The sequence below is a fragment of the Streptomyces spinosus genome (assembly GCF_020400655.1).
In the GTDB taxonomy this organism is placed as follows: domain Bacteria; phylum Actinomycetota; class Actinomycetes; order Streptomycetales; family Streptomycetaceae; genus Streptomyces; species Streptomyces argyrophylli.
The window spans coordinates 1-25,341 of sequence record NZ_JAINRC010000022.1 but is presented as its reverse complement, the minus strand read 5'-3'; the positions used below and the strand labels follow the sequence as shown (position 1 = coordinate 25,341).

The window sequence follows — 25,341 nt, the reverse complement described above, 5'->3', positions numbered from 1 at the left end:
CCGGCCACTCGCTGTCACGGCCAGGTTAGGCATCCCATATGGTCAACAGCACGGCCTGGACGGCCGGTTACCTCGCACGGGTGAAGGCGGCGTCGTAAACGCGGCGCCGGGCGGCGCGAGGAGGTCCGGATGGCGAGCGCCGGGCGTCACCGCGCCGTCGGCGGGTCCTCGCCGGGTGCCGGGGGCGGGCGGAGGGAGGGGAGCGTGAGCTGCCACCAGTCCGTCAGGCGGTCGGTGAGGACGGCCGTGCCTTCCAGCGCCTCGGTGAGGGCGCAGAGGCCGAAGAAGGCGCGCACCAGGGTCCGGGCCGTGCGGGCGGGGCGGATGTGCGCGTGCAGATGGCCGGCGAGCCGGGCCTGCGCGAGCAGTCGCGTGGCGGCGGCGGTCCACAGCGCGAAGGGGTCGGGGAGGGGGGCGTTGATGGTGGCGCGCTCGGCCCACAGGCGGGCGCCGGCCCGCGTCACCGGGTCCTCGGCGAGGGCACGGGCGATGTCGTAGCTGAGGGCGACGAGCCGCTCGACCGGGGGGACCGCCTCGTCCGCGTAGCGCGCGGAGAGCTGTGACCACGTGGCGAACCGGTCCTGGACGACGGCGACGGCGATGCCCTCCTTGCCGGCGTAGTGGAAGTAGACGGCGCCGCTGGTGCGGCCCGACCTGGCGCTCATGTCGTTGACGCTGGTGGCCGCGTACCCCTGTTCGGCGAAGAGCGCGGCAGCCGCCTCCAGCAGTGATCTACGGGTTGCCTTCGCCCGTTCCTGCAACGTATCGTCCGCCCTCGCTCGGTTTTTCCGCCGGCCATGAATTTAGTGCGCCAGCGTACGCCTGGCGCAAAACAGGTCACACGCGTGCGGTAAATTGCGTATTTCTTTCGATAGGGAATGCGGTCGGGTGGTAAAGGGCACCGGTTCGCGCCGGGTGCGGCACGGTCGCGCCCGTGTGCCAACTGGTGCGCGCGGTAACCAGTGTTGACGTTCCCCGGGCGCCGGCCGCCCACTGTCGCCGCCACGCGGCCATACGCCGGGATTCCGGCGCCGTCGAGTCACTGAATAGTGTCATTGCCCGACGCGACCTGACGGAAATAACGTAGCCGTCACTATCTTTCCCGTTTCCTGCGGATGGCCGTGAATGTCGTATGCCATGCGTACGGACGCGTAGGAGGCCCTCGTGAACCCCACGGCCCACGATCTTCTCGAATGGTCGCCCGAAGCCGTCGTCTTCGACTGCGACGGCACCCTGATGGACAGCGAACGACACTGGCGGGAGGCCCGCAACCGCGCCTTCCGGGAGTACGGGCTCCAGCCACCGCCTGGGTTCGCGGAGCAGGCCACTGGCCTGCACTACGAGGACTGCGGCCGGCTGATGGCGCGGTCGGTGCACAAGCCCGAGCTGGCGGAAGGGCTGACGGCCGCGCTTCTCGACCACTTCCTGGAGCTCGTCACCGACGACCCGGTGACGATGCCCGGGGCGGTCCGGCTCGTCCGGCTGCTCTCCGCCCGGCTGCCGCTGGCGGTGGCCAGCAACTGCCCGAGAGTGGTGGTGGAAGGAAGCCTGGAACGGGCCGGGCTGCGCACGCACTTCCGGCACATCGTCGCCCCCGACACCGGGGACCGCCTGCGTCCCAAGCCGCACCCGGACCTGTACGCCGAGGCGGCCCGGCTCTGTGGTGTCCGCCCGCACCGGGCGCTGGCCGTCGAGGACTCCCTGACCGGTGTGGAGGCGGCCCGCCGCGCCGGGCTGCGGGTCCTGGGCGTCGGCCCCCGGCCACCGGACGACGGTGCCGCCATCCGGCCCGACCTGTGGTTACCGTCGCTGGACACCCCCGAACTGCTGTCCTGGGCCCACTCCCCCGGCACCCCGGGGGCGGCGCCGGAACCCTAGGGAGGGCGACCGGCGGCGGTGGGCGCGTACATGGTGCCGTCGACGGTGACGGCGCTGCCCGCGCTGCCGCTGACCGCGAACGGCAAGCTCGACGCGTCCCGCCTGCCGGAGCCCGTCCTGACGCGGGCCGTCCGGCCGGACGCCCCGGCCCCGGCCGACGAGGGCCTCGCCGACCGGCTGAGCGCGGTGTGGAGCAGGGTGCTGGGCGTGCCCGTCGGTCCCGACGACGACTTCTTCGAACTCGGCGGCAACTCGCTGTTCGCCATCCGCATCGGCACGGCGATGCGCGCCGAGGGGCTGCCCGCCGTACGGCTGAGGGACCTGTACCGCCGGCCGACCGTCCGGGCGTTGCTCACGGAACTGGCCGCCGGGGAGGGGTCCGGCTGATCCGGGCCACGCCGTCTCCCCTCGGCGCGACGGCCGGAGGTGGACCCGCATGTGAGAGCGGTGCCCGGTGGAATGTCAGGATAGGGGCATGACGACCAAGGTCTACTTCGATATCACCATCAACGACGAGCCCGCCGGGCGGATCGTCTTCAACCTGTTCGACGACGTGGTTCCCAAGACGGCGGAGAACTTCCGCGCCCTGGCGACCGGCGAGAAGGGCTTCGGTTACGCGGGCTCCTCGTTCCACCGTGTCATCCCCGCCTTCATGCTCCAGGGCGGTGACTTCACCCGGGGCGACGGCACCGGCGGCAAGAGCATCTACGGCGAGAAGTTCGCCGACGAGAACTTCACCCTCAAGCACGACCGGCCGGGCCTGCTGTCCATGGCCAACGCGGGCCCGAACACCAACGGCTCGCAGTTCTTCATCACGACCATCGTGACCGACTGGCTCGACGGCAAGCACGTCGTGTTCGGCGAGGTGGCCGACACCCAGAGCATGGAGCTCGTCAAGAGGATCGAGTCCCTCGGCTCCTCCAGCGGCCGTACCTCCGCGAAGATCACCATCGCGGAGTCCGGCCAGCTCTGACCCGTCCGCCGCCGGGGCTGCCGAGGGTGTCGCGCACGCGACACGTCCTCGGCGGCCCCGGCGGGCCCGTATGCGCCCGTGACGGGTGCCGGGCGGGGGTCGGCGTGCCCCGGGGGAAGCGCGACCGACGTCAGAGCGCGGTGACGGGGTCCGCCTCCGCCGCGGGCGCCAGGCCGGGGGCCGGGAAGTGCGGGAGCACCGTTTCGGCCAGTTCCCCGAGGACCTCCTCGACGGGACGGTCGCCGGGGCGCAGGTTGAAGGAGACGTGGCCGACCCCGAGGGCGCCCATCTCCCGCAGGTGCTCGATCAGGGCCTCGCGCCCGGTGCGCAGGCCGAGCCGGATCGCCGTCGCGGCGGCCGCCGGGTCCTCGGTGAGGTCCAGTTGCATGGGGGTCAGGTACGGCTTGGGGGCCCCGGCGGTGAGCTGCTGCCACTCGCGGGTCTTCAGCCGCAGGGCTCCCAGGGGGCGGGGGTAGTTGAGGGACGCGTCGGCGTTCCGCGCGATCCATTCCGCGGACTGCTGCGCATGGCCCGCGATGGCGATCGGAACGGAGCGGCCCGTCGGCTTGGGCAGCACCTCGAGATGGCGTCCGGCGCCGGGTCCGAGGTCCGGCAGGCTCATGCCCCGCCCGCTCGCACGGGTGGCCCAGGCCTCGCGCAGGATGTCCACGCCCTTGCGGAACGTGGCACCGCGGGTCTCGAAGTCCTCGCCGAACAAGGGGTACTCCACCGGCCGGTCGCCGCTGGCCAGGCCGAGGACGAACCGGCCGCCGGACAGGACGTCCACGGTGGCCGCCGCCTTGGCGACGAGCAGCGGCTGCCTCAGCGGCAGCACGATGGCGCCGGTGCCGAGCACGGCCCGCTCGGTGACGGCCGCGAGATTACCCAGATGGGTGAACGCCTCGAAGACGGAGCCGGCGTCGCCGAACTGCTCGGGATCGTACAGGGGCACGTCCCGCACCCACAGGGCCGCGAAGCCCAAGGTGTCGGCGAGGCGTGCCAGTTCGGTGTGACGGGTCAGGTCGGGCACGCCGAAGGGACGGCCGGCGGCCCGGTCGGCGCGCAGGCGCGAGTGGCCCCAGTCATTGTCGAGGGGGAGCTCGAGGCCCAGGGTCGGCAGGCCCGCGGGGTTCACGAGCCGCTCGAGTGCGGTGGGAGTGGGAGACATCAGATGGGCACCTAGTCGCATCAGTTGCATACGCCTTCTATTGTCGAATGCAGCATACCGGCGATTGCAATATACGTTGTACGCAAGTATCGTACGACGCCTCGATCGCCGTCGCCGCCTGAAAGGAAGACGTCCGTTCATGAAAGCCATGGCACTGCGCCGGTACGGCCGTAGCGAGGACCTCGAATGGATGGAGCTGCCGGACCCGAAAGTGGCACCCGGCGAGGTCCTCGTCCGCGTGAAGGCCGCCGGGGTCAACCCGGTCGACTGGAAGCTGGCCGAAGGCCGGCTCGACGCCGTCATGGAGACCGGCTTCCCGCTGATTCCCGGCTGGGACGTGGCCGGGGTCGTGGAGCGCGTGGGCTTCGACGTCACCGAGTTCGCCCCCGGCGACGAGGTCTTCGGCTACATCCGCAAGGACTGGGCCCAGCTCGGCGCCTATGCCGAGCTGGTCTCCGCGCACGTACGCTTGCTGGCCCCCAAGCCCGCCGCGCTCACCTGGGAGGAAGCGGCGGGCGTACCCCTCGCGGGGCTCACCGCCTACCAGGCCGTCCGGCGCGTCGGCCTCCAGCCGGACGAGACGGTGCTCGTGCACGGCGCGGCCGGGGGTGTCGGCTCGTTCGGGGTCCAGATCGCGACCGCCCTCGGGGCACGGGTCATCGCGACGGCGAGCGAGCGCAACCACGAGTTCGTCCGCTCCCTGGGCGCCGTCCCCGTCGCCTACGGGCCCGGTCTGCGTGACCGTGTCCGTGAGCAGGCCCCCCAAGGGGTGGACGCCGCTGTGGACTTCGCCGGGCACGACGCGGTGGACGTCTCGCTCGACCTGCTGGAGGACCCCGGCCGGCTGGCCTCCGTCGTCGATCCGGAAGCCGCCGCCAGGGGCGGGCACTACGTGTGGGTGCGGCCGGACCGGACCGATCTCGACGCCCTGGCCGCCCTGGCCGACGCGGGCCGGCTGACCGTCCACGTCGACCGTGTCCTGCCCCTTGCCGAGGCGGCGGAAGCGTGGCGCGTCAGCCAGGGCGGTCACACCAGGGGAAAGCTCGTCCTGTCGGTCCCCGGGCGCTGAACGGCCCCGGCTTCTGTGCGAAGGAGCACGTCATGGCAACACCCACCCCATCGGTTCACCGTCGTCCGCGGGAGGTCTTCGCCGACCACGGTGCGCGCCTGGGCACGGGGGATCTCGACCGCGTCGCCGCCAACTACGCCGAGGACGCCGTCTTCATCACACCGTCCGGCACCCTGCACGGCCGCGAAGGGGTCAAAGAGGCGATCGGCAGGCTGCTGGCGGATCTCCCGGACGCCGACTGGGAACTGAGGCCGCAGTTCGCCGGCGACGTACTGTTCCTCGAATGGTCCGCGGCCAGCCCGGCCGGGCGCCGCGTGGAGGACGGCGTCGACACCTTCGTCTTCCGCGACGGACTCATCCAGGCCCAGACCGTCCGCTACACGCTCGTCACCGATCACTGACCGGCCGGCGCTCCACGCCCGGCGTTCGCGGCGGGGCGCCGCTCAGCGCAGGAACGCCAGCACGTCCCGCGCGAACTCCGCGTGGTGCTGGAAGAGGAAGCCGTGGCCCGAGTCCGGGTAGGTCTTCAGGCGCGCGTTCGGCAGCAGCCCCGCCAGCAGGTGGGACGTCCGCGGGGGCATCACGAGGTCGCTGTCGCCGCCGGCCACGAACACCGAGTTGTCGATGGCCGCGAGCCGCCGGAGGGCCGTGTGGTCGGGTACGCCCCACTCCGCCACGGCTTCGTACTGTGCCGCCTGGACCGCCGCGGTGACCGGCAGGTCCCGGCCTCGCTCGCGTTCCAGCCAGCGGCCGACGAACTCCAGGCCGCTGCGCTGGCTGGTGCCGGTGTGGCCGAAGAAGACGTAGAGGTAGTCCTGTACGCCGAACCGCTCGAAGCCGACGTGGGCCAGTACGTCGTCCGGGTAACCGTGGATACCGGGGCCTCCCCGGGGGGCGGTGGAGGCGAGCACCAGGCGGCGGACCGCGCGGGGACGGAGCAGAGCCAGCTCCTGTGCGGTGAAGCCGCCCAGCGAATGGCCCAGCACGTCCGCCTGCCGCAGGCCGAGCGCTTCCAGGAAGGCCAGCGTGTCCTCCGCCAGGTCCCGTACGGTGCGGCACACCCGACCGGTGCTGAGGCCCACGCCGGCGTTGTCGAAGGCGATGACGTCGCGTTCGGCGGCCAGGGCGTCGACGAGCGCCGGGTCCCAGCTGTCCAGCGTGCCTCGGAAGTGCTGGAGCAGCACGAGGGGCGGGGAGTCGGCGGGGCCACAGCGGCGGTACGCGTACCGCACTCCGTTGGCGGCATCGACCACCTGGTTGGGGGCGTCGACGTACATCTCGGTTCCTCATCATGGGGGTGCGCGAAGACCAGGGACGTCGTCGAGTGTGCCGCCCCGTTCCGTCGGGGCCATAGGCCATTTGACCGTAGACCGCCGGGCACCGGCGCTGGCACGCCGTTTTCGCGCCGCCACGCGACGGGCGAGCGGGCCCCGGACAGCGCCTAGGCGATCTCGTCGACGTGGTCCTCCACCCAGTTCCGCAGCTGGGCGAGCGGCCGGGCCACGCTGCGGCCCAGGTCCGTGAGCGCGTACTCGACGTGCAGGGGCACCGCGGGGTAGATGGTCCGGTCCACGAACCCCTTCTCCTCCAGGCGGCGGAGCGTGGAGGTGAGCACCTTGGGGCTGACGCCCTCCAGACGCCGCTGCAGCGCCCCGAAGCGCTGGGGTCCCTCCTCCATCGCCCCGATCGCCAGCGCCGACCACTTGTTGGCCAGCAGGTCCAGCACCTCACGGCAGGGGCACTGGGCCGCGTAGACGTCGTGGTGGTCGTGTCGTTCGGATGCGCATGTCGTCGTCAACGTCGCGTCCTCCGCTCCTGGATCGGCCTCTACCAGCTTACTTCCCGAAGGGAAGTAGGTTCCGTTGAAAGTTACTACCTCCCTCGGGCTACGTTATCGCCGCAGTCAGCACCTACGGCACGATCAGGAGCCAGAGATGAGTGAGATCCCCACCACCATGCCGGCGGTCGCCTACCGCAAGAGCCTTCCCGTGGACGACGCGGAGAGCCTGGTCGACGTCACGCTGCCGGTGCCGCGGCCCGGCCCCCGCGACCTGCTCGTCCGGGTCGAGGCCGTCGCGGTCAACCCGGTGGACTACAAGGTGCGGCAGAACAACGACCCGGGCGGCGAGCCCAAGGTCCTCGGCTGGGACGCCGCGGGCACGGTCGTCGCCGTCGGCGACGAGGTGGAGGCGTTCGAGGTCGGCGACGAGGTCTTCTACGCCGGAGCCATCGACCGGCCCGGCGCCAACGCCCTCTTCCACACCGTGGACGAGCGCATCGCCGGCCACAAGCCCGCCACCCTCTCCTTCGCCGATGCGGCGGCGCTGCCGTTGACGTCGCTCACGGCCTGGGAGGGCCTGTTCGAGCACCTCGGCCTGCGCGAGGGCGCCCTGGAGAAGACCGGCACCCTGCTGGTCACCGCCGCCGCGGGCGGTGTCGGCGCGATGGTGGCCCAGCTGGCGCGCGCGCTGACCAGTCTGACGGTGGTCGGCACCGCCTCGCGCCCGGAGACCGCCGAGTTCGCCCGCCGCATGGGGGTGTCCCATGTCGTCGACCACCGCAGGCCGCTGTCCCCGCAGGTGGCCGAGGTGGCACCGGACGGAGTGGACTTCGTCTTCAGCACCGCCGGCACGGACCGGAACCTGACCGCCTACGCGGACCTGCTCAAGCCGCTCGGACGGCTCGTCGCCATCGACGACTTCGGCCCGGTCGAGATCGGTGTGCTCAAGTCCAAGAGCATCTCCTTCCACTGGGAGTTCATGTTCACCCGCTCGCTCCACCAGACGCCCGACCAGGCGGTGCAGCGGCACATCCTCGACCAGATCGCCCGCCTGGTCGACGCGGGCATCCTCACCACCACCGCCACCACCGACCTCGGCACGATCAACGCCGAGCACCTGCGCGAGGCCCACCGCGTCCTGGAGTCGGGCAAGGCGATCGGCAAGATCACGATGACCGGCTTCTGAGCAGGTCCCGCACGGCGGGCACGCCCGGCCGGGCGTGCTCCGGAGCGGACCCCACAAAGGTTCCACAAACGGCGGACATGCTGGTCGGGCCGGCAGCGAGAGGCCCGAGGACCGGGTCGGCCACGCGACCGGCGGACCGCCTCGGACGAACCCGTGACCCCGTCTGCGCCCCCTGGTCCCCTTCCCCCGTCACGGTTCGCCGAGGAGAGGTGATGGCCCCAGTGACGCACCGGAGGGGGACGGGGGCGCGGGACGGCGACGGGCTGCACCGGGGGGCCGGCGTGTCCCCGGCGGCGTCACCACCCCCCGGCGTCGAGCGGACGCCGCGCGTGGACGGCTCCGGGCCGCGGCCCCCGCGTGACCACGACGTCGCGGTCGCCGGTGCGACGCCGGCCGTGCACGGGCCCCCGCCGATCGCACCGCCGGCGGGAGGCCCCGCCCCCGCGGATCGCACCGCCGGCGCGGTGACGGCACACGCACAGACGACACGGCACCTCCCCGGTGCCGGGGCCGCACCACGCGCGGGCGGCCAGGACGAGAAAGGCAGCGAGACATGAGCACCATCTCAGCGGAGTCATCAGGGTCCTTCACCCTCGGCGGAGAGTTCGTGGTCAACCGACTCGCCTACGGCACCATGCAGTTGACGGGTCCCGGGGTGTGGGGTCCCTTCCCCGACCGGGACCGGGGCGTGCGGGTCCTGCGCCGCGCCGTGGAACTGGGCGTGACCCTGTTCGACACCGCCGACTCCTACGGCCCCGAGACGGCCGAGGAGCTGCTGCGCGAGGCCCTGCACCCGTACCCGGAGAACCTGGTCATCGCCACCAAGGCCGGACTGACCCGTCCCGGCCCCGGGCAGTGGCGGCCCGACGGCCGGCCCGAGTACCTGCGCCGGCAGGCGGAGTCCAGCCTGCGCCGACTGGGCCTGGAGCGCATTCCGCTCTTCCAGTTGCACCGCGTCGACCCCTCGGTGCCCTTCGAGGAGCAGATCGGTGTCCTGAAGGAGCTGCGCGACGAGGGCAAGGTCGCGCACGTCGGGCTCTCCGAGGTCGGCGTCGAGGAGCTGGAGCGGGCCCGCGGCATCGTGCCCGTCGCCTCCGTGCAGAACCTGTACAACATCGCCCAGCGCGACTCCGAGGACGTCCTGCGGTACGCGGAGGCGAACGACATCGCGTTCCTGCCGTGGTTCCCGCTGGCCACCGGTCAGCTGGCCCGGCCGGGCGGCCCGCTCGCCCGCGTCGCGGCCCGCCTGGCCGCCTCGCCCTCCCAGGTGGCGCTGGCCTGGCTGCTGCACCGCTCGCCCGTCGTCCTGCCGATCCCCGGCACGTCGTCGGTCGAGCACCTGGAGGAGAACGTGGCGGCCGCCTCACTGAAGCTGACGCAGGCCGACTACGAGGCCCTGGGCGACCCGTTCTCCCGGGGCTGAGAACGCGGCCCCCGAAGCACGCCGGACCCCGCGCGGCTTCGCCCCGAGGACCGGCCGACCGGCGCGTCCCCCGGCCTGCGCCGCCGTCGCACGACCGCGACGCCCCCTCGCAGGGCTCAGGAGGCAGACGTCCTGCTGACGCCCTCCCCCGAACACCGAACGCCGAACACCCACGCTCACAGGAGTTCCCATGTCCGCACCGTCCCCCGTCCGCCCTGCCGTCGCCGTCGCCTACCACTCCGGCTACGGACACACGGCCGTCCTCGCCGAGGCGGTCCGCCGCGGAGCCGAGCAGGCCGGCGCCGACGTGACCTTCGTGGACGTCACCGCCGTGACCGACGAACAGTGGCAGGGGCTGGACCACGCCGACGCGATCGTCTTCGGATCGCCCACCTACATGGGCGGCGCCTCGGCCGGCTTCCACGCCTTCGCCGAAGCGACCAGCGGGCGCTGGGCCGAGGGGCGGTGGGCGGACAAGCTGGCGGCGGGCTTCACCAACTCGGCCTCCAAGAGCGGCGACAAGAACAACACCCTCGCGTTCTTCGCCGCCTTCGCCGCCCAGCACCGGATGCTCTGGGTCAGCCTGGGACTGGCTCCGGGCTGGAACTCCGCCAGCGCCTCCGAGCACGACCTGAACCGCCTCGGCTACTGGGGCGGAGCCGGCGCGCAGACGCCGATGGACGGCGGGACGGACACCGTCCACGGCGCGGACATCGCCACGGCCGAGCACCTGGGCGGGCGCGTGGCCCGGCAGGCGGCCCTCGTCAGCGCCGGACGCCGGGCCCTCGCCGCCGCGGTCTGAGCACCGGAGTGACCTCGCGGGTCGGCCCCCGTCCGACCCTTTTGGACAAGCGGCCCGAGGAGACGCCGTGAAGCTGTCTGCAGTCCCTTCCTCACATCAGCCCCCGGCGTCCTCCCCGGACCCGGCTCCGCCCTCCGGGCGTGGCCGGCCGCTGGCCACCGCCGGCGTGGTGATCGCCTCGATCGCCGTCGCCTTCGGAGCCGGCGCCGGCAGCCCGCTCTTCGTGCTCTACCAGCGCGAGTGGGGCTTTCCCGCCTGGCAGCTCACCACGGCGTTCACCGTGTACGCGGTGACGCTGCTGGCCACCCTGCTCGTGGCGGGTTCCGTGTCGGACCACATCGGCCGCCGGCCGGTGCTGGTCGGCGCCATGCTCCTGTTGCTGGTCACCAGCGCGCTGTTCCTGGCCGCCGACGGCATCGGCTGGATCATCGCCGCGCGGGCCGTGCAGGGCATGGCCACGGGAGCGGCCACCAGTACGTTCACCGCGGCGATCATCGAGCTCGCCGCCGCGCGGCACCGGCCGGTCATGACGGTGCTGACCAGCGCCGCCCCGGTGGGCGGGCTGGCCCTCGGCGCCCTCTTCGCCGGCCTGGCCGTCCAGTACAGCGGCCATCCGACGGCGATCGTGTTCCTCGGCCTGACGGTGGTCCTCGTCTACGGCATCGCCTCGGTGCTGGCCGCGCCCGAGACCGCGGACCGGCATCCCGGGATGCTGGCCTCGCTGCGCCCGAGGCTGAGCGTCGTCCGCCCGGCCCGCGGGTGGTTCTGGTCCCTGGCCCCCCTGGTCGCCGCGGGCTGGATGTTCTCCGGCCTCTTCCTGGGGCTGGCCCCGTCCTTCGACGCCACGGTGTTCGGCATCCACAACGCGGCGCTGAACGGCGCGGTCGTCGCCGTCCAGCCGATGGCGGCGGCGCTGGCCGGCATCGCCTTCGGCCGGCTGTCCGCCGGGCGGGCGACCCGCGTCGGCGCGCTGCTGCTGTTCACCGGCGCCGTCCTCACGGTCGTCGGCGTCGTCACGGCGACGCTGCCGCTCGTCGTCGCCGGCGCACTGCTGGGCGGCACCGGGCAGGGCGCGGCCTTCGGCTCCTCCCTGCGCATACTGGGCCCGCTCGCGGACAACGCGAGCCGGGGCGGCCTCTTCGCGGCGGTCTACCTCGTCGCCTACACGGCGTACGGGGCGCCGGTCCTCGTCGCGGGCATCGCCAGCGACTTCGTCCCGCTGACCGCGACCGTCGCCGTCTACGGCCTGGTGGTGGCCCTTCTCGCCGCGAGCGCGGCCCTCTCGCTGGCCCTGCGCTCGCGCCGCGAGGACCGCGCGCGGCCCGCCCAGCAGGTCTGAAGGACGGCGGGCGCGTACGCGGAACCGCGTGCGGGCGGGGACGTACCGAAGTGCCCCGCTCCCTCCCCGGCCCCGGCCCCCTCCCCGGGGCCGGGGCCGACCGCGTTCCGGGCCGCCGACGACGACCCTCGCGGTCGAGGGACGGACCAGGCGGGCCGGCACACGCCAAACGCCCCACCGGCCGCGGCGGGCAGCGTCGCGGCCGGTGAGGTGACGGGGCTGTCAGCCTCCTGAGACGGGACCTCAGTCGACGGAGAAGCGGGCGGTGACGACCGCCCGGGCCAGCGTGTGGCCCGAGAGGTTGAAGCCGAGGAACGCCGGCGGAGCGCCGTGGTCGAGACCCAGGGTCTCCACGTCCACGGCGTGCACCGCGATGTAGTAGGTGTGTTCACCGCTGCCGGCGGGCGGGGCGGCCCCCACGTACCGCCTCAGGCCGGCGTCGTTGGCGAGCTGCCAGGCCTTCTCCGGCAGCCCGGCGCCCGACTCGTCACCGGCTCCGGCGGGCAGCTCGCCGACCGTGGCCGGGATGTCGGCGACGGCCCAGTGCCAGAAACCACTGCCGGTCGGGGCGGTGGGGTCGTAGACGGTGACGGCGAAACTCCTGGTGTCCTCCGGGAAACCCGACCAGCTCAGCTGGGGCGAGGTGTCGGTGCCGCCGGCCCCGAAGACACCGCTCGCCTGTGGCAGCGCGAGCACCCCGCCGTCGGTGAAGTCGGTACTGGTGAGCGTGAAGGAAGGAACCTTCGCGATGAGGTCGTAGGGAGTGGACATGGGAATCCCTCTCGGTGTGCGCGGTGTCCCGCGGTGTGGGCGTGTGCCGCCGCGTGCCTCGGTGGCACACGCTCCGGCCCGGCCGACTGTCGTCGGACACGTGATCGCGGTTGCCGCGATCACGTACATCGTCGTGAGCGGACCGGCAGCGGTAATCCGTCGATTGACTGACACGGACGGATTGGTGACGGGTGTGCCCTTCGCGGGTGTTCGCGCGGAGGAGGGGGTGGTCGCGGTGGAGCGGGGATCAGACCGCGATCGTCTTGTACTCGACGTACTGGGTCAGGCCGACCGTGCCGAACTCCCTGCCGATGCCGCTGCTCTTGAACCCTCCGAAGGGGGCGTCGAAGGAGAACGGGGCGCCGTTGACGGCGAAGGTGCCGGTGCGGACGCGCCGGGCGATCGACAGGGCCCGGTCCTCGTCGGCCGTCCACACGCCGCCGCCGAGGCCGTAGGGGGAGTCGTTGGCGACGCGGACCGCGTGGTCGTCGTCGTCGAACGGGATGACCACGAGCACCGGGCCGAAGATCTCCTCCTGTGCGATGCGCATGGAGTTGTCGACGTCGGCGAAGAGGGTCGGGGTGACGTAGTAACCGTCCTCCAGGCCGGCCGGGACCTGCGGGCCGCCGGTGACGAGCCGGGCGCCCTCGCGGATGCCCGTCTCGATGTACGCGCGCACGCGCTCCTGCTGGTCCGCCCTGACCATCGGTCCGATGAAGGTGGCGGGGTCGGAGGGGTCGCCGACGGTCAGCGACTCGACGAGGTCCTTCAGCTTGGCCACGGCCTCGTCGTAGCGGCTGCGGTGCACCAGGATCCGCGTGTGCGCGACGCAGGCTTCGGCGTTGTTGGCGAAGGAGAGGAACTTCAGGCCCTCCGTCATGGCGTCGAGGTCGGCGTCCTCCAGCACGATGGCGGCGGACTTGCCGCCGAGCTCCAGGCTCACCCGCTTCAGCTGCCGCCCGGCGATGGCGGCGATGGCACGTCCGGCGCCCGTGGAACCGGTGAACGCGATCTTGTCGATGCCGGGGTGGGAGATGAGGTACTCGCTGGTGGCGCGGTCGGCCGGCAGGATGCTGACCACGCCCTCCGGCACACCGGCCTCGGTGAGGATCTCCCCCAGCAGCAGGGTGACGAGGGCGTTCTCGGGTGATGCCTTGAGCACGACGGTGCAGCCCGCCAGGAGCGCGGGGACGATCTTGACGAGCGCGGACTGGTGCGGGGCGTTCCAGGGGATGACGGCCGCGACGACACCGACCGGTTCGCGGCGCACCAGGACGCGGCCCGTCGTGCCGTCGGTCCGGGGCAGGTCCTCCTCCCACGGCAGGGCAGCGGCGGCGCGCAGGAAGGCGCCGGTCTGCTGGGACAGCGCGGCGGCGGTCCAGCCGGTGAACCAGCGCGCGCTGCCGTTCTCCGCGGTGGTGAGGTCCGCGATCTCCTCGGTGCGCTTGGCGTAGAGGTCGTTGAAGCGGGCGATGACGTCCTGGCGTTCGGCCGGGGTCAGGCGTGGCCAGGGACCTTCGTCGAAGGCCTTGCGGGCGGCGTCGACGGCGAGGTCCACATCGGGCTCGGTGGCCTCGGCGGCCAGCCCGACCAGGGACCGGTCGTGCGGGGAACGGACCTCCAGAAGGTCCTTCTTGGCGGGCTCGGTCCAGCGTCCGCCGATGTACAGCCTGTCGTAAGTGATCACTGCGATTCCTTGTCGCGGGGGTGGCGCCGGGAGGCGGGAGAGGCCGCCACGTTAAAAGAACGCCGTTCTCCTAGTCAAGAGAACAGTGTTTTGTTAACTTTGATTCCCGCGGTTGATCGGCCTTATCCGAGCGTGTACATGTCGCCATGGCCGAAAAAAGCCGTATAGTACGGTTGATCGACTTGCAGTAGCGCATGTCGCGACACATCGGTACGGGTGGCTGTGTGATAGGGCGAGAACCGGAGTTCGGACAGCTGACCGCCCTGGTCGAGGCGGCTCGCCAGGGCGACGGGGCCTCGGTCCTCGTGCACGGGGAAGCGGGGATCGGCAAGAGCAGATTCGCGTCCGCGGTCGTCGAAGCCGCGGCCTCGTCGGGCTTCACGGTTCTCTCCTGCCACGGCATCCGTGGCGCCGGCGCGGCCGGGTTCGAGGGCCTGCACGAACTGCTGCTGCCCCTGCTCGACCGCATCGACGCCCTCCCGCCGCGCCAGAACACGGCCCTCAAGGTCGCGTTCGGCGCCGAGGGGGAGCCGGCCGACCGTTTCATCACCGGGCTCGCCGCCTTCGGACTGCTGGAGGAGGCCGCGGCCCGGGGTCCCCTCGTGGTGCTGGTCGAGGACCTGCACTGGCTCGACCGGTCGACGGCCGACATCGTCACCTTCCTCGCGGCCCGCATGAGCGTCATGCCGGCGCTGCTCCTGGCCACGAGCCGGACCGATCGCGTCTACCCCGACCGCAAGTCGCACTTCAGGCATCACGTGCCGCTGGCGCCGCTCGGGCAGGAGGACGCGCTGGAGCTGGTCGCCCTGCACGCGCCGGAACTGACGCTGCCGCAACGGCGCCGTCTGGTCGAGCGCGCCCTGGGCAACCCGCTCGCCCTGACCGAATGGTCGGCCAACCCCTCCTGGGCCGAAGGGCCGCCTTCCGCCGAGGGGGGCCGTGTACCGATGGGCAGGCGTCTGGAGGACTCCTTCCTGGCCGAGGTCGCCCTGTTGCCGCCGGCGACGCGGCACGCCCTTCTCGTCGCCGCCGCGGCGGAGGACTCGAGCAGCTACGAAGTGCTCGCGGCGGCCCGCAACCTGGGCCTGGACCAAGGCGACTTCGCGCCGGCCGAGAGGTTCGGGCTGATCACGCTCACCGCCGGCACGTACAAGTTCCGTCACCCGTTGGTGGGTTCGGCCGTGTACGACAACGCCGACTTCGGCGCGCGGTCGCGCGTGCACACCGAACTCGCGGCGGTCGTCGTCGAGCCCGCACGGGCCGTCCAGCACCGGGCCGCGGCCGTCGCCGGCTGGGACGAGGACGTCGCCGCCGAACTCGAGGCACTCGCCGTGACGGCCGCCCGACGAGGTGCGCGGACCGAGGCCGCCACGGCCTGGCGGCGCGCGGCAGCGCTCACCCCGGTCGCGGCCGACCGGGCGCGGCGCACGGTGATGGCCGCGGAAACGGCACGGCAGGCAGGCGCGACGGCCGACGCCGTGGCCCTGCTCACCGAGGCACGGCCGATCGTCGCCGACGAGGCGTCGACGGTGCAGTTGGCCCGTACCGAATGGATGCTCGCCGGCAGCAGCTCCGCACTCCTCGGCCGCGGCGGCGACGAACTCGTCGCGCTGTCGCGGAGACTCGGCGATCCCGCCGACCGGATCGAGGTCCTCACCTGGGCCGCGGTGCGCGGCTACCTGCGCCAGGACACCTCCGCCGACCTCGCGGCAGCCGTCGCGGACGAACTGCGCCGGGCCGACGCCGCCACCGAGCCTCAGCAGGTGCTCCGGGACATCGGCTTGGCCCTGATCAGCCCGGCGGACCGGATCGGCTCCGTGGAGAAGGCACTGTCGTTCATGCAGCGGGAGGCCCGCGAGGGCTACGCGACACTGCTGAACTGCCTGGCGTTCGCCGCCGAGGACACCCATGACCTCGCCGTCGCCGACCGGGTCTGGGGCGCGGGGATCGACATGTTCCACCAGTCGGCGCGGGCCGGTGACGTCGCGGTGGCCCTCTCCGGACGCGGCACCGTCCGCGTGACCGCCAACGCGATCGCCGCCGGCCTGACCGACGCGGAACTCGCGCTGCGCCTCAGCCACGACCTCGATCTGCCGGTGGTCGGGGCACTGTCCGCCGCGAACATCGCACGCGCACGCGCGTGGCGCGGTGAACACGAGCTCGCGGCCGCCGCCCTGAGCACCTGCACCGAACTGTCCGGGCCCACCCCGGTCCCCAGGGTGGCGGCCGTGGCGTCCTGGGCGTCCGCCCAGGTGGCGGCGAACGAGGGCCGCGCCGAGGAGGCGGTCGTCCACCTGCTGGCGAGCCTCGAGCACCCGCCCATCGGCGTCTGGGCGGGCGGCGACCTCGCCGACGCGGCCCTGCGTGCCGGCCGGCCGGACGTGGTGGAGAGCTGGCTCGACATGGCCACGGCCGCCCTCGCGTCCGGCGACTGCGGCCACCTCGCGATGCTCGTCGAACGGTCGCGGGCGCTCCTGCCGCGGGGCGGCGATCCCCGCGTCCACTTCGAGCGGGCGATACGACACGGTGAGGGGACCACCGCGTTCCTCGACCTGGCCAAGACCCGGTTGTTCTTCGGCGAGTGGCTGCGCCGGGAACGCCGCATCGTGGAGGCGCGCAGCCAGCTCTCCGCGGCGCTGCCCGTCTTCGGGTCCCACCACGCGGCACCGCTCGAGGAACGAACGGCACGGGAGCTGGGCGCCGCCGGCAGCACCGTGCAGACGGCGCAGCCGCGCCAGGCCTTCGACGCCGAGGCCGTGCTGACCGCGCAGGAACTGCACGTCGCCCGGCTGGCCGCCCAGGGGTACACGAACCGGCAGATCGCCGACCAGCTGTACCTCTCCCACCGCACCGTGGGGGCACACCTGTACAAGGTCTACGCGAAGCTGCAGATCAACCGGCGGACGCAGCTCGCCGCCGCCCTCGCGGACACCCCCGCCTGACGCCGCGTCGTCCGGAAAGACCCTAGGCCAGGCGTGCGCCGCCGTCGACGTGCAGCACCGTTCCGGTGACGTACGGATTATCCATGGCGAAGAGCACCGCCTTGACGACGTCGTCCGCGGTTCCGACGCGCCGTGCGGGGTTGTTGTCGGCGATCTGCCGGAGGAATCCGGGCTTGGCGTCGCCGAGCCTGTCCCAGGCACCGCTGTCGACGATGCCGGGGGACACGGCGTTCACGCGCAGCGGGGCGATCTCGACGGCCAGGGCCTGGACGAGGAAGGCCAGGGCGCCGTTGGTGGTCGCCATGACGGTGCGCTCGGGGGCCGGGCGCCAGGCGGCCACCCCGGAGAAGAAGGTGAGGGAACCGCCCTCGCGCGCCTGGCCTGCCAGGTGCTTGGCGATGAACAGCGGACCGGTCACCTTCGCTGCGAAGGCCCGCCGGACGTCGGCCGGGTCGAGTTCGGCGAGCGGCCCGTTGGCGGGCACCGCCGCCGTCGACACCAGGTGGTCGAAGGGGCCGACCTGGTCCGCCAGCCGCGCGGCGGCCCCGTCGTCGGTGATGTCGAACTCCACGGTGCGCCAGGGGCCGGTCAGTTCACCGCCCGTGTCCTTCAGCTTGCCGAGGTCCGGTCCGGCGAGGACCAGTTCGGCGCCCGCGGCCGAGGCCGTGCGGGCGAGGTGCCGTCCGATGGCGGAGCCGGCTCCGATGACGACGATGCGCTGTCCGGTACGTTCCTGCGTGGTCACGCGAATCTCCTTGGGTGAAGCGCCGTGGCGCGGCCGATGGGGCACGGCGTCACTCTTCTCCCGCTGAGGCGGATGAGGCCAATGACTGTTTTCGTCGCTCTCCATAAGCTGCACTTATGAAGCTCGCGCTTCCGCGCGGTCCGCGCTACCGGCTTCGCCCCTTGAGCAGGCGCAGACGCGGGCGCAGGCACTGGTGCAGGCGCCGGCGCGGGCGGCGGGCGGCGGGCGGCGGGCGGCGGGCGGCGGGCGGCGGGCGGACGACTCCGAGGCATGGCAGATGCGCCCGCTGGTCGAGTACGGCCGGAAATCCGGGCGGGGCCGTCAGCCTGCGCCCGGGGCGGATCCGACCGAACACACGAACCCGGTCCGCAGCGCCTGACGGCCCGTCAGTTCCGGCCGGCGGACAGCGGGGCGACCACCTGCGTCGGACCGCGCTACCGGCTTCCGCCCTTGCGCAGGCGCCTGGCGACGTGCGCGGGCATCAGCGGCGCGTGTTCCCCGAGGGTCTCCAGGAAGGACGAGGTCACCGGGTCCGGGCTGGTGCGGGTGTAACCGGTCAGTTGCCGGCGCAGGGGCGGGTCGGGGCGCAGGAACGCGCCGGCGAAGTGCGGCGGGATGGTGTTGGCGGGCACGAGTGTGGGCCCGAGCCCGGCCGCCGCGTACCCGATGGCCGACGCGGCCTGTTCGGTGCGCACCGCGACCCGGGGCCGGAAACCGGCGGCGTCGCATGCCCGTTCGAGGATGTCGGACAGGCCGCTGTCGGGGGTGAAGTGCACCCATTCCCGCTCGGCGAGGTCGGCCAGCCGGACGTCCGGCGCGCGGTCGGAGAGCGCCACCGGGTCGTCGGAGCGGGTGACGACCAGGAACTCCTCGGTGCCGATGTGCCGGGCGGTGCCCTCCCAGCCCTCCGGCAGCGGTCCCACGGCGACGTCGGCCTGGCCCGCGGTCATGGCCTGCGCCATCTCGTCGCCGCGGCGGTGTTCGAACAACCGGATGCGCACACCGGGATGTTCGCGGCGCCACAGCCCCAGGACCGTGGGCAGCACGCCCGCGCTGACCGAGTAGAGCGTGGCCAGGTGCAGTTCACCGGTGGAGACGCCGGCGGCGCGGCGGGCGGAGACGGTGGCGCGGCCCGCCTCGGCCAGCGCGGCCCGGGCGTGGGGCAGCATCGACCGGCCGGCCGGGGTGAGCCGCACGCCGCGCGGCAGCCGCTCCAGCAGCGGCCCTCCGACCTCCCGTTCCAGTGCCTGGAACTGGTGGGAGAGCCCGGGCTGGGTGACGTTGAGGCTTTCGGCGGCGCGGGTGAACGATCCCTCGTCCACGATGGCCACCAGGTACTCCAGCTGTCGCAACGTTGGCATGCGCTCAGCTTATAGAAAGAATGCGGTCGAGTTCTTAGACTTATGGGCGGATGCGGGAGCACGATGAGCGGGTACCGGGGACCGGCCGGTCCCAAGGGGTCGGAGGACTCCGCGCACCCGGTCATACATGGCGGAGTTTCCGCAGCTCAGGCGCACATGTCCAAGGAGTCATCATGTCACCCTCCCGCTCGGAGCCGACCATCACCGTGGGCAACATCGCCCTGTCGTTCCACCGTGCCGCCGCCGCGGTCACGCGCCGCGTCCTGGAGGCCCACGGACACCGGGTGAACAGCGTGGAGGCACCGCACGAGCAGTTGTTCCGGCTCCAGGAGGAGGGCGGTGTCGACGTCCTGGTCTCCGCGTGGCTGCCCTCCAGCCACGACACGTACCTCTCCCGCTACCGCGACCGGGTCCGCGTGCTGACGCCGCACTACCGGCCCTACTGCGTGTGGGCGGTGCCGCCCTACGTGCCCGAGGACGCGGTGCGGGAGGTCGCCGACCTGACGCGGCCGGAGGTGGCCGGGCGGATGACGAAGACCATCGACGGCATCAACCCGGGCGCGGGCATCAGCCGCTTCTCCGCCCGGATGGTGGACGAGTACGGTCTGGCCGGGCTCGGCTACTCCTTCACTCCCGGCACCGAGTCCGGCTTCCTCTCCCGGGTGGAGCGCGGTGTCGCCGCACGGGAGTGGTTCGTCGTCCCGCTGTGGCGCCCGCAGTACCTCAACCGCCTCCACGGCCTGCGTCCCCTTCGGGAGCCCAAGGGCCTGCTGGGCACCGTGGACGACGCCAGTGCGGTCATCCGGCTCGGCGCGCTGGACCACCTGCACCCCGGCGCGGTCGCCCGGCTGGACAGCCTGCACCTGGGCAATGACGGTGTCGAGGAGATCGACGCCCTGATCAACGTGGACGGCCTCACCCCGTTGCGGGCCGCCGACCGCTACCTCGCGGACCACGGCCACGCCCTGACACCGTGACCCGCCCCGCGTGGACGCGGCGGCGCGCCCGGACACGACCACCTCACCCTTCGAGCAGCACTCGGAAAGCGAAGATCTACTCATGAACAAGACCACCATGCGGGCCGTCGGTTACCGCAAGAGCCTCCCCGTCGGCGACCCGCAGAGCCTGGTCGACGTGGAACTGCCCGTCCCCGAGCCCGGCCCGCACGACCTGCTGGTGAAGGTCGAGGCCGTCGCGGTCAACCCCGTCGACTACAAGATCCGGCAGAGCAACGACCCGGGCGGCGAGATCAAGGTGCTCGGCTGGGACGCCGCGGGCACGGTCGTCGCGGTCGGCGAGAAGGTCGAGGCGTTCAAGGCGGGCGACGAGGTGTACTACGCGGGCGCCCTGGACCGGGCCGGCGCGAACGCCGAGTACCACACGGTCGACGAGCGCATCGTGGCCCTCAAGCCCGCCACGTTGTCGTTCACGCAAGCCGCGGCGCTGCCGCTGACCTCGCTGACCGCCTGGGAGGGCCTCTTCGAGCACCTCGGCCTGGAGAACGGCGGACTGAACCAGGACGGCGCCCTGCTGATCACCGCCGCGGCCGGGGGCGTCGGTTCCATCACGGCCCAGCTGGCCCGCGCCCTGACCAGCCTGACCGTCATCGGCACCGCCTCCCGGCCGGAGACCGTCGAGTTCGCCACCCGCATGGGTGTGCGGCACGTCGTCGACCACCGCGAGCCCCTCGTCCCCCAGATCGCCAGGGTGGCCCCGGACGGCCTGACACACGTGTTCAGCACCGCCCACACCGACGGCAACCTCGGCGCCTACGCCGAGGCGCTGCGGCCCTTCGGCAGGATCGTCGCCATCGACGACTTCGACTCCCTGCCCATCGGAGTGCTGAAGGCCAAGAGCATCTCCTACCACTGGGAGTTCATGTTCACCCGCTCCCTGTTCCGGACCCCCGACATGGACCGGCAGCGGCACATCCTGACCCAGATCGCCCGCCTGGTGGACGCGGGCGTCCTCACCACCACCGCCGTGAAGGACCTCGGCAGGATCGACGCGGCGAACCTCCGCGAGGCGCACCGCGTCATGGAGTCCGGCACCGCCATCGGCAAGATCACCCTCACCGGCTTCTGAGCCGCCTCCCGCACCCGCCACCGGCCGCCCGCCGCGCGGGAGCCGCGACACTGCCCGCGGGCGCCGATGACGTGCGTCAACGGGCAGCGGCCACGGCGAACACCGGCCCGGCCGGTCCACGGTGACGACAGTTGTTCCCGACCGCGGCCGGCCGTGCGGCGGCCCATGCGGGCGTCCGCGGCCGCCCCTCCGGCCCCTCCAGGGCCACCCGACGACTTACGGAGAATCCCATGACCCACCCCGAGACCGCCCCCGTCGTCCTCGTCGCGCGCATGCAGGCTCGTCCCGGCAAGGAGCAGGAACTGCGGGACGCTCTGCCCGCCCTGGTGGCCGCCACCCGGCAGGAGGACGGGTGCCTCACCTACGTGCCGCACCAGGGCCTGGACGACCCCGGACTGCTGGTGATGCACGAGGTGTGGCAGAGCGAGGAGCACCTGCGCGCCCACGCGGCCAGCGACCACCTGCGGCGGTTCGCGGAGCTCGCGGAGACGCTGACGGTGGGCGGCATCCAGATCGAGCGGCTGACCGAACTGGCGGTGTAGCCGGTACGTCCGGTCCGGTGGCGGCGCCGTGAGCGGCGCCGCCCGGACCGCGCGACCGCACCGGCCACGGGGGCGTCGCGGACGAGTCAGTCAACTGCCGGCGACGGAACCGCTCCGCACCCGCTGACCCGAGGTGTCGGGCCGCCGCCGTGCGGGGCCGGCGGTCAGTGCGACTCCGGCTCCGTGCTGCCGGTGCGGAAGACGGCGGTGACCGCCTTGCCCTCGAGTGTCGGCCGGGCGTGCCAGGAGTCGGCGAGGGCGGTGACGAGGTGCAGGCCCCGGCCGGACTCGGCCAGGGGGTCCGCCTGCGTCGCACGCGGCCAGTCCGCCGTCCCGCCCCGGTCGAAGACCGTCAGCGACATGGTGTTCCGGTCGTGCTGGAGCAGCAGGCCCCGGACACCGGCCGTGTGGGAGACCGCGTTCGCCACCAGCTCGGTGACGACGAGGAGCGCGTCCGGCAGCCTCGCCCCGAGCGACTCCGCGCAGGTGTTCCGCACCGCTTCCCGGGCCCGCTGCTCCGCCCGGCCGGACCCGGCGAGGCTGATCACCCGGCAGGCGCCCGCCGGGGACCGCACCTCCACCGGCACGCCTTCCCGGTCAGGACTGAGTGTTGTGTTCACGATCGGTGTCCTCCCACCCCTGAGTCGCTGGTCAGGCCAACGGATCCATCAAGTTTGATATTCCAACTAACTGATCGGACGGATGAGTCGGCCGACGGGCGTGACGGACGCGTGTGTTGAGGCAGAAGGGCTGCCCCAACGGCTCGTTCCTCTTCCTGGGCGGCCGCGCGCACACCCGGCGGCAGCAGGATGAGCGGCGGCGGGTCGTGGACGACCCGCACGGAGGGAAACGCGGTAGCGCCCGTTCCCCGACCTGCACGGAGGGGAACGCGGTAGGACCCGTTCCCCTCCCCCGTGACACATATGAGAGGAACCACGATGACGTCCTTGGCCCATGCCGTACACGTCAGTCCGATGCAGCCGCTGGCGCCGGGCGCCCTGCCGCCCCGGCCGGACGGTGGCCCGCTGCTGTGGTCCCCGCTGACCACGACTCTCGTCTACGGCCCCCGCGAGGCCGTGCTGGTCGACCCGGGACTGACCACGGAGCAGGGGCTCGCCGTCGCCGACTGGGCCGCCGGCTTCGGGCGTACGATCACCGGCGTCTACGTCACGCACGCGCACGGCGACCACTGGTACGCGACGGCGCCCGTGCGCGAGCGGTTCCCGGACCTGAAGGTGTGGGCCACGGCCGAGACGGTCGCGGAGATGGAGCGCACCACCCCCGGCGGCCGGCCGAACCCGTTCTGGGGAGCGGCGTTCCCCGGCCTGATCGGCGACACCCCGGTCATCGCCGAGGCCGTCCCGGAAGGCGGCCTCGAGGTGGACGGGCAGCCGCTCGTGCCGCATGCCGCCGGGCACACCGACACCGATCACACGACATTCCTGCACGTGCCGTCCCTGGACCTGGTCGTCGGTGGCGACGTCGTCTACAACCAGGTGCACCAGTACCTCTCCGAGGCCGGTGCGGACGGCATCGACAGCTGGCTCGGCGCGATCGACGCCGTGGCCGCCCTCAACCCGGCCACCGTCGTGGCCGGGCACAAGAATCCCGAGCGCGACGACCCGGCGTCCGTCATCGAGGAAACCCGCGACTACCTGCGCGCGGCCGCGGAGGTCTTCGCCGGTGCCACCGGCCGGACCGAGTACTTCGAGGAGATGACCCACAGGTTCCCGGCCTGGCTGAACCCGGCCATCGTGTGGCTGACCGCGGTGGGGCGCTGGACCGAGTGAGCCCACGGAACCGCTCCTGGCGCACCACGCCCTGAGGTCGCGGGCGTCCCCCTCACGCGGAGTGTGCGGACGCCCGTAATGACCAACTGGCCATTAGCGCGCCCACGTCGTACGCTCCTTAATGACCGTCTGGTCACTAAGACCCCGACGGCGCATCGACTCGTCAGGAGCTGAGACGGCATGTCCGAAGACAGGGAGCCCGCGCGTCACCAGGTGGTCGTCGTCGGCGGCGGCCCCGTCGGCCTGTGGACCGCTCACGAGCTGGCCCTCGCGGGCGTACGGCCCCTCGTGCTGGAGCGGGCGGGGCAGCGCAGCCCGCATTCCAGGGCCCTGGGTGTGCACCCCCGCACGATCGAGGTGCTGGCCATGCGCGGGCGTCACGAGGCGTTCCTGGCCGGCGGCCGGCCCATGCCGAACTGGCACTTCGGCATGCTGGAGAACCGTCTGGACTTCCGGGCGCTGCCCACACCCTTCCCCTTCATGCTGGCCTTCCCGCAGTCGGCCACCGAGGAACTGCTGGAGCGGTACGCGGTGGAGACGGGCGCGGAGGTCCGGCGGGGTCACGAGGTGGTCTCCCTGACCCAGGACGACACGGCCGTCACCCTCCAGGTCCGGGGCCCCGCCGGCACCTACGAGGTCGTCGCCGAGTACGTCGTCGGCGCCGACGGCACCCGCAGCACCGTGCGCCGGCAGGCGGGCGTCGACTTCCCCGGGACGGAGACCTCCGCGTACGCGTACCTCGGCGAGGTCGTGCTGGACAGTCCGCCGCCGGCCGGGTTCCAGGCGCTGAACGAGGCCGGCCGCCTCCTGGTGGTGCCGCTGCCCGACGGCAGGTACCGCGTCACCGGGTACGACCCGCTCAACCAGCGCCGCGATCCGCTCACGCTGGACGAACTCCGGGACGCCGCACGGCGCATCGCCGGCACCGACTTCGGCATGCGCGACCCGTCCTGGCTGACCCGGTTCGGCAACGCCACGCGCCTGGCCGCGTCCTACCGCGCCGGCCGGGTGCTGCTGGCCGGGGACGCCGCGCACAGCCACTTCCCCGCGGGCGGGGTCGGTCTCAACGTCGGGCTCCAGGACGCCATGAACCTCGGCTGGAAACTGGCCGCCGTCGCACAGGGCAGGGCCGGCTCGGAGTTGCTCGGCACCTACCACTCGGAACGGCACGCCGTGGGCGAGGAGCTGGCGGAGCACACGCTGGCGCAGAGCGCGCTGATCACGGGTCTCACCCCGGACGTCACCGCGCTGCGGTCCCTGCTGAGCGACGCGATCGCCGGCGATCCGCACTTCTCCAGGATGCTGGCCGGCAAGCTGTCGGGACTCGACACGGCCTACCCGCCGGCCGACGCGGACGCCCACCCCCTCACCGGCGTGCGGGCCTACGACCCCGAGGGCCTGGGCGTCCTTGCACTGCTGCACGACGGCCGTCCGGTGCTGCTGACCATGGGTGACGCCCCGGTCCCCGGCGAGGTGGCCGAGCGGGCGGCGACGGCCGGCGTCACGGTGCACCGCAGCCGGCTGTCCACCACCGGCGGGGACCACTGGGCCGGCGTGACCGCGGCACTGCTGCGGCCCGACGGGCACGTGTGGTGGGCGACCGAACGGCCCCCCGCCACCGCCGACTTCGCCGGTGAGACGGCCAAGGCCCTGGACGCCCTGCCCGCGCGGTTCTGAGCGCCCTCGCCCGCCGCCGCCCGGCGCCGGAGGCCTGTCGGCGGCGGTGCGGGCGGCGCGTGAGCGGGCGGCGATCGGGGCCCGCGGGAGCCGGTGAGGGCCGGGAATGCATCAGGGGGTGGT

Annotated in this window: 23 protein-coding genes and 1 pseudogene; 15 read left to right on the top strand and 9 right to left on the bottom strand. The window is 72.8% G+C overall.

Annotated elements, in window-relative coordinates:
* Positions 1-146 precede the first annotated feature (146 nt).
* Complete coding sequence (locus tag LG395_RS34125; RefSeq protein WP_225812531.1) at positions 147-761, bottom strand: ScbR family autoregulator-binding transcription factor; 615 nt, start codon at positions 759-761, stop codon at positions 147-149.
* Positions 762-1,164: 403 nt separating this feature from the next.
* Here LG395_RS34125 and LG395_RS34120 point away from each other — a divergent pair, with 403 nt between their 5' ends.
* The 3 genes and pseudogenes from LG395_RS34120 to LG395_RS34110 all read left to right on the top strand — a co-directional run bounded on the left by LG395_RS34120 (position 1,165) and on the right by LG395_RS34110 (position 2,851).
* Positions 1,165-1,878, top strand: coding sequence for an HAD family hydrolase (locus LG395_RS34120; RefSeq protein ID WP_225812529.1), 714 nt, complete (start codon positions 1,165-1,167; stop codon positions 1,876-1,878).
* 27 nt (positions 1,879-1,905) lie between these two features.
* Positions 1,906-2,265: pseudogene (locus tag LG395_RS34115) on the top strand (phosphopantetheine-binding protein); the annotation flags it as partial.
* Between the two features lie 88 nt (positions 2,266-2,353).
* Positions 2,354-2,851 (top strand): peptidylprolyl isomerase, encoded by a 498-nt coding sequence (locus LG395_RS34110; protein ID WP_225812527.1) that lies wholly within the window; start codon positions 2,354-2,356, stop codon positions 2,849-2,851.
* A 130-nt stretch (positions 2,852-2,981) separates the two neighbouring features.
* On the opposite strand, the gene LG395_RS34105 is transcribed toward LG395_RS34110, so the two are convergent.
* Positions 2,982-4,019, bottom strand: coding sequence for a TIGR03571 family LLM class oxidoreductase (locus LG395_RS34105; protein WP_225812524.1), 1,038 nt, complete (start codon positions 4,017-4,019; stop codon positions 2,982-2,984).
* 139 nt (positions 4,020-4,158) lie between these two features.
* Here LG395_RS34105 and LG395_RS34100 point away from each other — a divergent pair, with 139 nt between their 5' ends.
* Positions 4,159-5,088, top strand: coding sequence for an NADP-dependent oxidoreductase (locus LG395_RS34100; RefSeq protein WP_225812522.1), 930 nt, complete (start codon positions 4,159-4,161; stop codon positions 5,086-5,088).
* A gap of 32 nt (positions 5,089-5,120) precedes the next feature.
* A complete protein-coding gene (locus tag LG395_RS34095) occupies positions 5,121-5,489 on the top strand; it encodes a nuclear transport factor 2 family protein (RefSeq protein WP_225812520.1) in 369 nt (122 codons plus the stop codon).
* A 42-nt stretch (positions 5,490-5,531) separates the two neighbouring features.
* On the opposite strand, the gene LG395_RS34090 is transcribed toward LG395_RS34095, so the two are convergent.
* Both LG395_RS34090 and LG395_RS34085 read right to left on the bottom strand, forming a co-directional pair.
* Positions 5,532-6,365, bottom strand: coding sequence for an alpha/beta fold hydrolase (locus LG395_RS34090; protein WP_225812518.1), 834 nt, complete (start codon positions 6,363-6,365; stop codon positions 5,532-5,534).
* 164 nt (positions 6,366-6,529) lie between these two features.
* Positions 6,530-6,886 (bottom strand): winged helix-turn-helix transcriptional regulator, encoded by a 357-nt coding sequence (locus LG395_RS34085; RefSeq protein WP_225812516.1) that lies wholly within the window; start codon positions 6,884-6,886, stop codon positions 6,530-6,532.
* A 136-nt stretch (positions 6,887-7,022) separates the two neighbouring features.
* On the opposite strand from LG395_RS34085, the gene LG395_RS34080 reads away from it, so the two are divergent.
* The 4 genes from LG395_RS34080 to LG395_RS34065 all read left to right on the top strand — a co-directional run bounded on the left by LG395_RS34080 (position 7,023) and on the right by LG395_RS34065 (position 11,618).
* Positions 7,023-8,054 carry a zinc-binding alcohol dehydrogenase family protein gene (locus LG395_RS34080; RefSeq protein ID WP_225812513.1) on the top strand — a complete coding sequence of 344 codons (1,032 nt, stop codon included), beginning with the start codon at positions 7,023-7,025 and terminating at the stop codon, positions 8,052-8,054.
* 553 nt (positions 8,055-8,607) lie between these two features.
* Entirely contained in the window at positions 8,608-9,477 is an 870-nt protein-coding gene (locus LG395_RS34075) for an aldo/keto reductase (RefSeq protein ID WP_225812511.1), read from the top strand.
* Between the two features lie 190 nt (positions 9,478-9,667).
* On the top strand, positions 9,668-10,279 hold the full coding sequence (locus LG395_RS34070; protein WP_225812509.1) for a flavodoxin family protein: 612 nt from the start codon (positions 9,668-9,670) through the stop codon (positions 10,277-10,279).
* A 67-nt stretch (positions 10,280-10,346) separates the two neighbouring features.
* A complete protein-coding gene (locus LG395_RS34065) occupies positions 10,347-11,618 on the top strand; it encodes an MFS transporter (RefSeq protein WP_225812507.1) in 1,272 nt (423 codons plus the stop codon).
* A 243-nt stretch (positions 11,619-11,861) separates the two neighbouring features.
* On the opposite strand, the gene LG395_RS34060 is transcribed toward LG395_RS34065, so the two are convergent.
* On the bottom strand, positions 11,862-12,389 hold the full coding sequence (locus tag LG395_RS34060; RefSeq protein ID WP_225812505.1) for a YbhB/YbcL family Raf kinase inhibitor-like protein: 528 nt from the start codon (positions 12,387-12,389) through the stop codon (positions 11,862-11,864).
* A 247-nt stretch (positions 12,390-12,636) separates the two neighbouring features.
* Positions 12,637-14,076: an aldehyde dehydrogenase gene (locus tag LG395_RS34055; RefSeq protein ID WP_225812503.1), complete on the bottom strand. Its 1,440-nt coding sequence runs from the start codon at positions 14,074-14,076 to the stop codon at positions 12,637-12,639.
* A 224-nt stretch (positions 14,077-14,300) separates the two neighbouring features.
* Between LG395_RS34055 and LG395_RS34050 the strand changes: the two genes are divergently transcribed.
* On the top strand, positions 14,301-17,018 hold the full coding sequence (locus LG395_RS34050) for an ATP-binding protein (RefSeq protein WP_225812501.1): 2,718 nt from the start codon (positions 14,301-14,303) through the stop codon (positions 17,016-17,018).
* A gap of 22 nt (positions 17,019-17,040) precedes the next feature.
* On the opposite strand, the gene LG395_RS34045 is transcribed toward LG395_RS34050, so the two are convergent.
* Positions 17,041-17,763 carry an SDR family oxidoreductase gene (locus LG395_RS34045; protein ID WP_225812500.1) on the bottom strand — a complete coding sequence of 241 codons (723 nt, stop codon included), beginning with the start codon at positions 17,761-17,763 and terminating at the stop codon, positions 17,041-17,043.
* 434 nt (positions 17,764-18,197) lie between these two features.
* Positions 18,198-19,124, bottom strand: a complete 927-nt coding sequence (locus tag LG395_RS34040) for a LysR family transcriptional regulator (RefSeq protein ID WP_225812499.1) — start codon at positions 19,122-19,124, stop codon at positions 18,198-18,200.
* Between the two features lie 173 nt (positions 19,125-19,297).
* On the opposite strand from LG395_RS34040, the gene LG395_RS34035 reads away from it, so the two are divergent.
* The 3 genes from LG395_RS34035 to LG395_RS34025 all read left to right on the top strand — a co-directional run bounded on the left by LG395_RS34035 (position 19,298) and on the right by LG395_RS34025 (position 21,751).
* Entirely contained in the window at positions 19,298-20,101 is an 804-nt protein-coding gene (locus LG395_RS34035; RefSeq protein WP_225812498.1) for a glycine betaine ABC transporter substrate-binding protein, read from the top strand.
* An 82-nt stretch (positions 20,102-20,183) separates the two neighbouring features.
* On the top strand, positions 20,184-21,209 hold the full coding sequence (locus LG395_RS34030) for a zinc-binding alcohol dehydrogenase family protein (RefSeq protein ID WP_225812497.1): 1,026 nt from the start codon (positions 20,184-20,186) through the stop codon (positions 21,207-21,209).
* Positions 21,210-21,439: 230 nt separating this feature from the next.
* Positions 21,440-21,751 (top strand): putative quinol monooxygenase, encoded by a 312-nt coding sequence (locus LG395_RS34025; RefSeq protein ID WP_225812496.1) that lies wholly within the window; start codon positions 21,440-21,442, stop codon positions 21,749-21,751.
* A 164-nt stretch (positions 21,752-21,915) separates the two neighbouring features.
* Here the strand turns inward: LG395_RS34025 and LG395_RS34020 are convergent, their stop codons facing one another.
* Complete coding sequence (locus tag LG395_RS34020; RefSeq protein ID WP_225812495.1) at positions 21,916-22,371, bottom strand: ATP-binding protein; 456 nt, start codon at positions 22,369-22,371, stop codon at positions 21,916-21,918.
* Positions 22,372-22,689: 318 nt separating this feature from the next.
* Here LG395_RS34020 and LG395_RS34015 point away from each other — a divergent pair, with 318 nt between their 5' ends.
* Positions 22,690-23,541, top strand: a complete 852-nt coding sequence (locus LG395_RS34015; RefSeq protein ID WP_225812494.1) for an MBL fold metallo-hydrolase — start codon at positions 22,690-22,692, stop codon at positions 23,539-23,541.
* Positions 23,542-23,721: 180 nt separating this feature from the next.
* A complete protein-coding gene (locus tag LG395_RS34010) occupies positions 23,722-25,218 on the top strand; it encodes an FAD-dependent monooxygenase (protein WP_225812493.1) in 1,497 nt (498 codons plus the stop codon).
* Positions 25,219-25,341 lie beyond the last annotated feature (123 nt).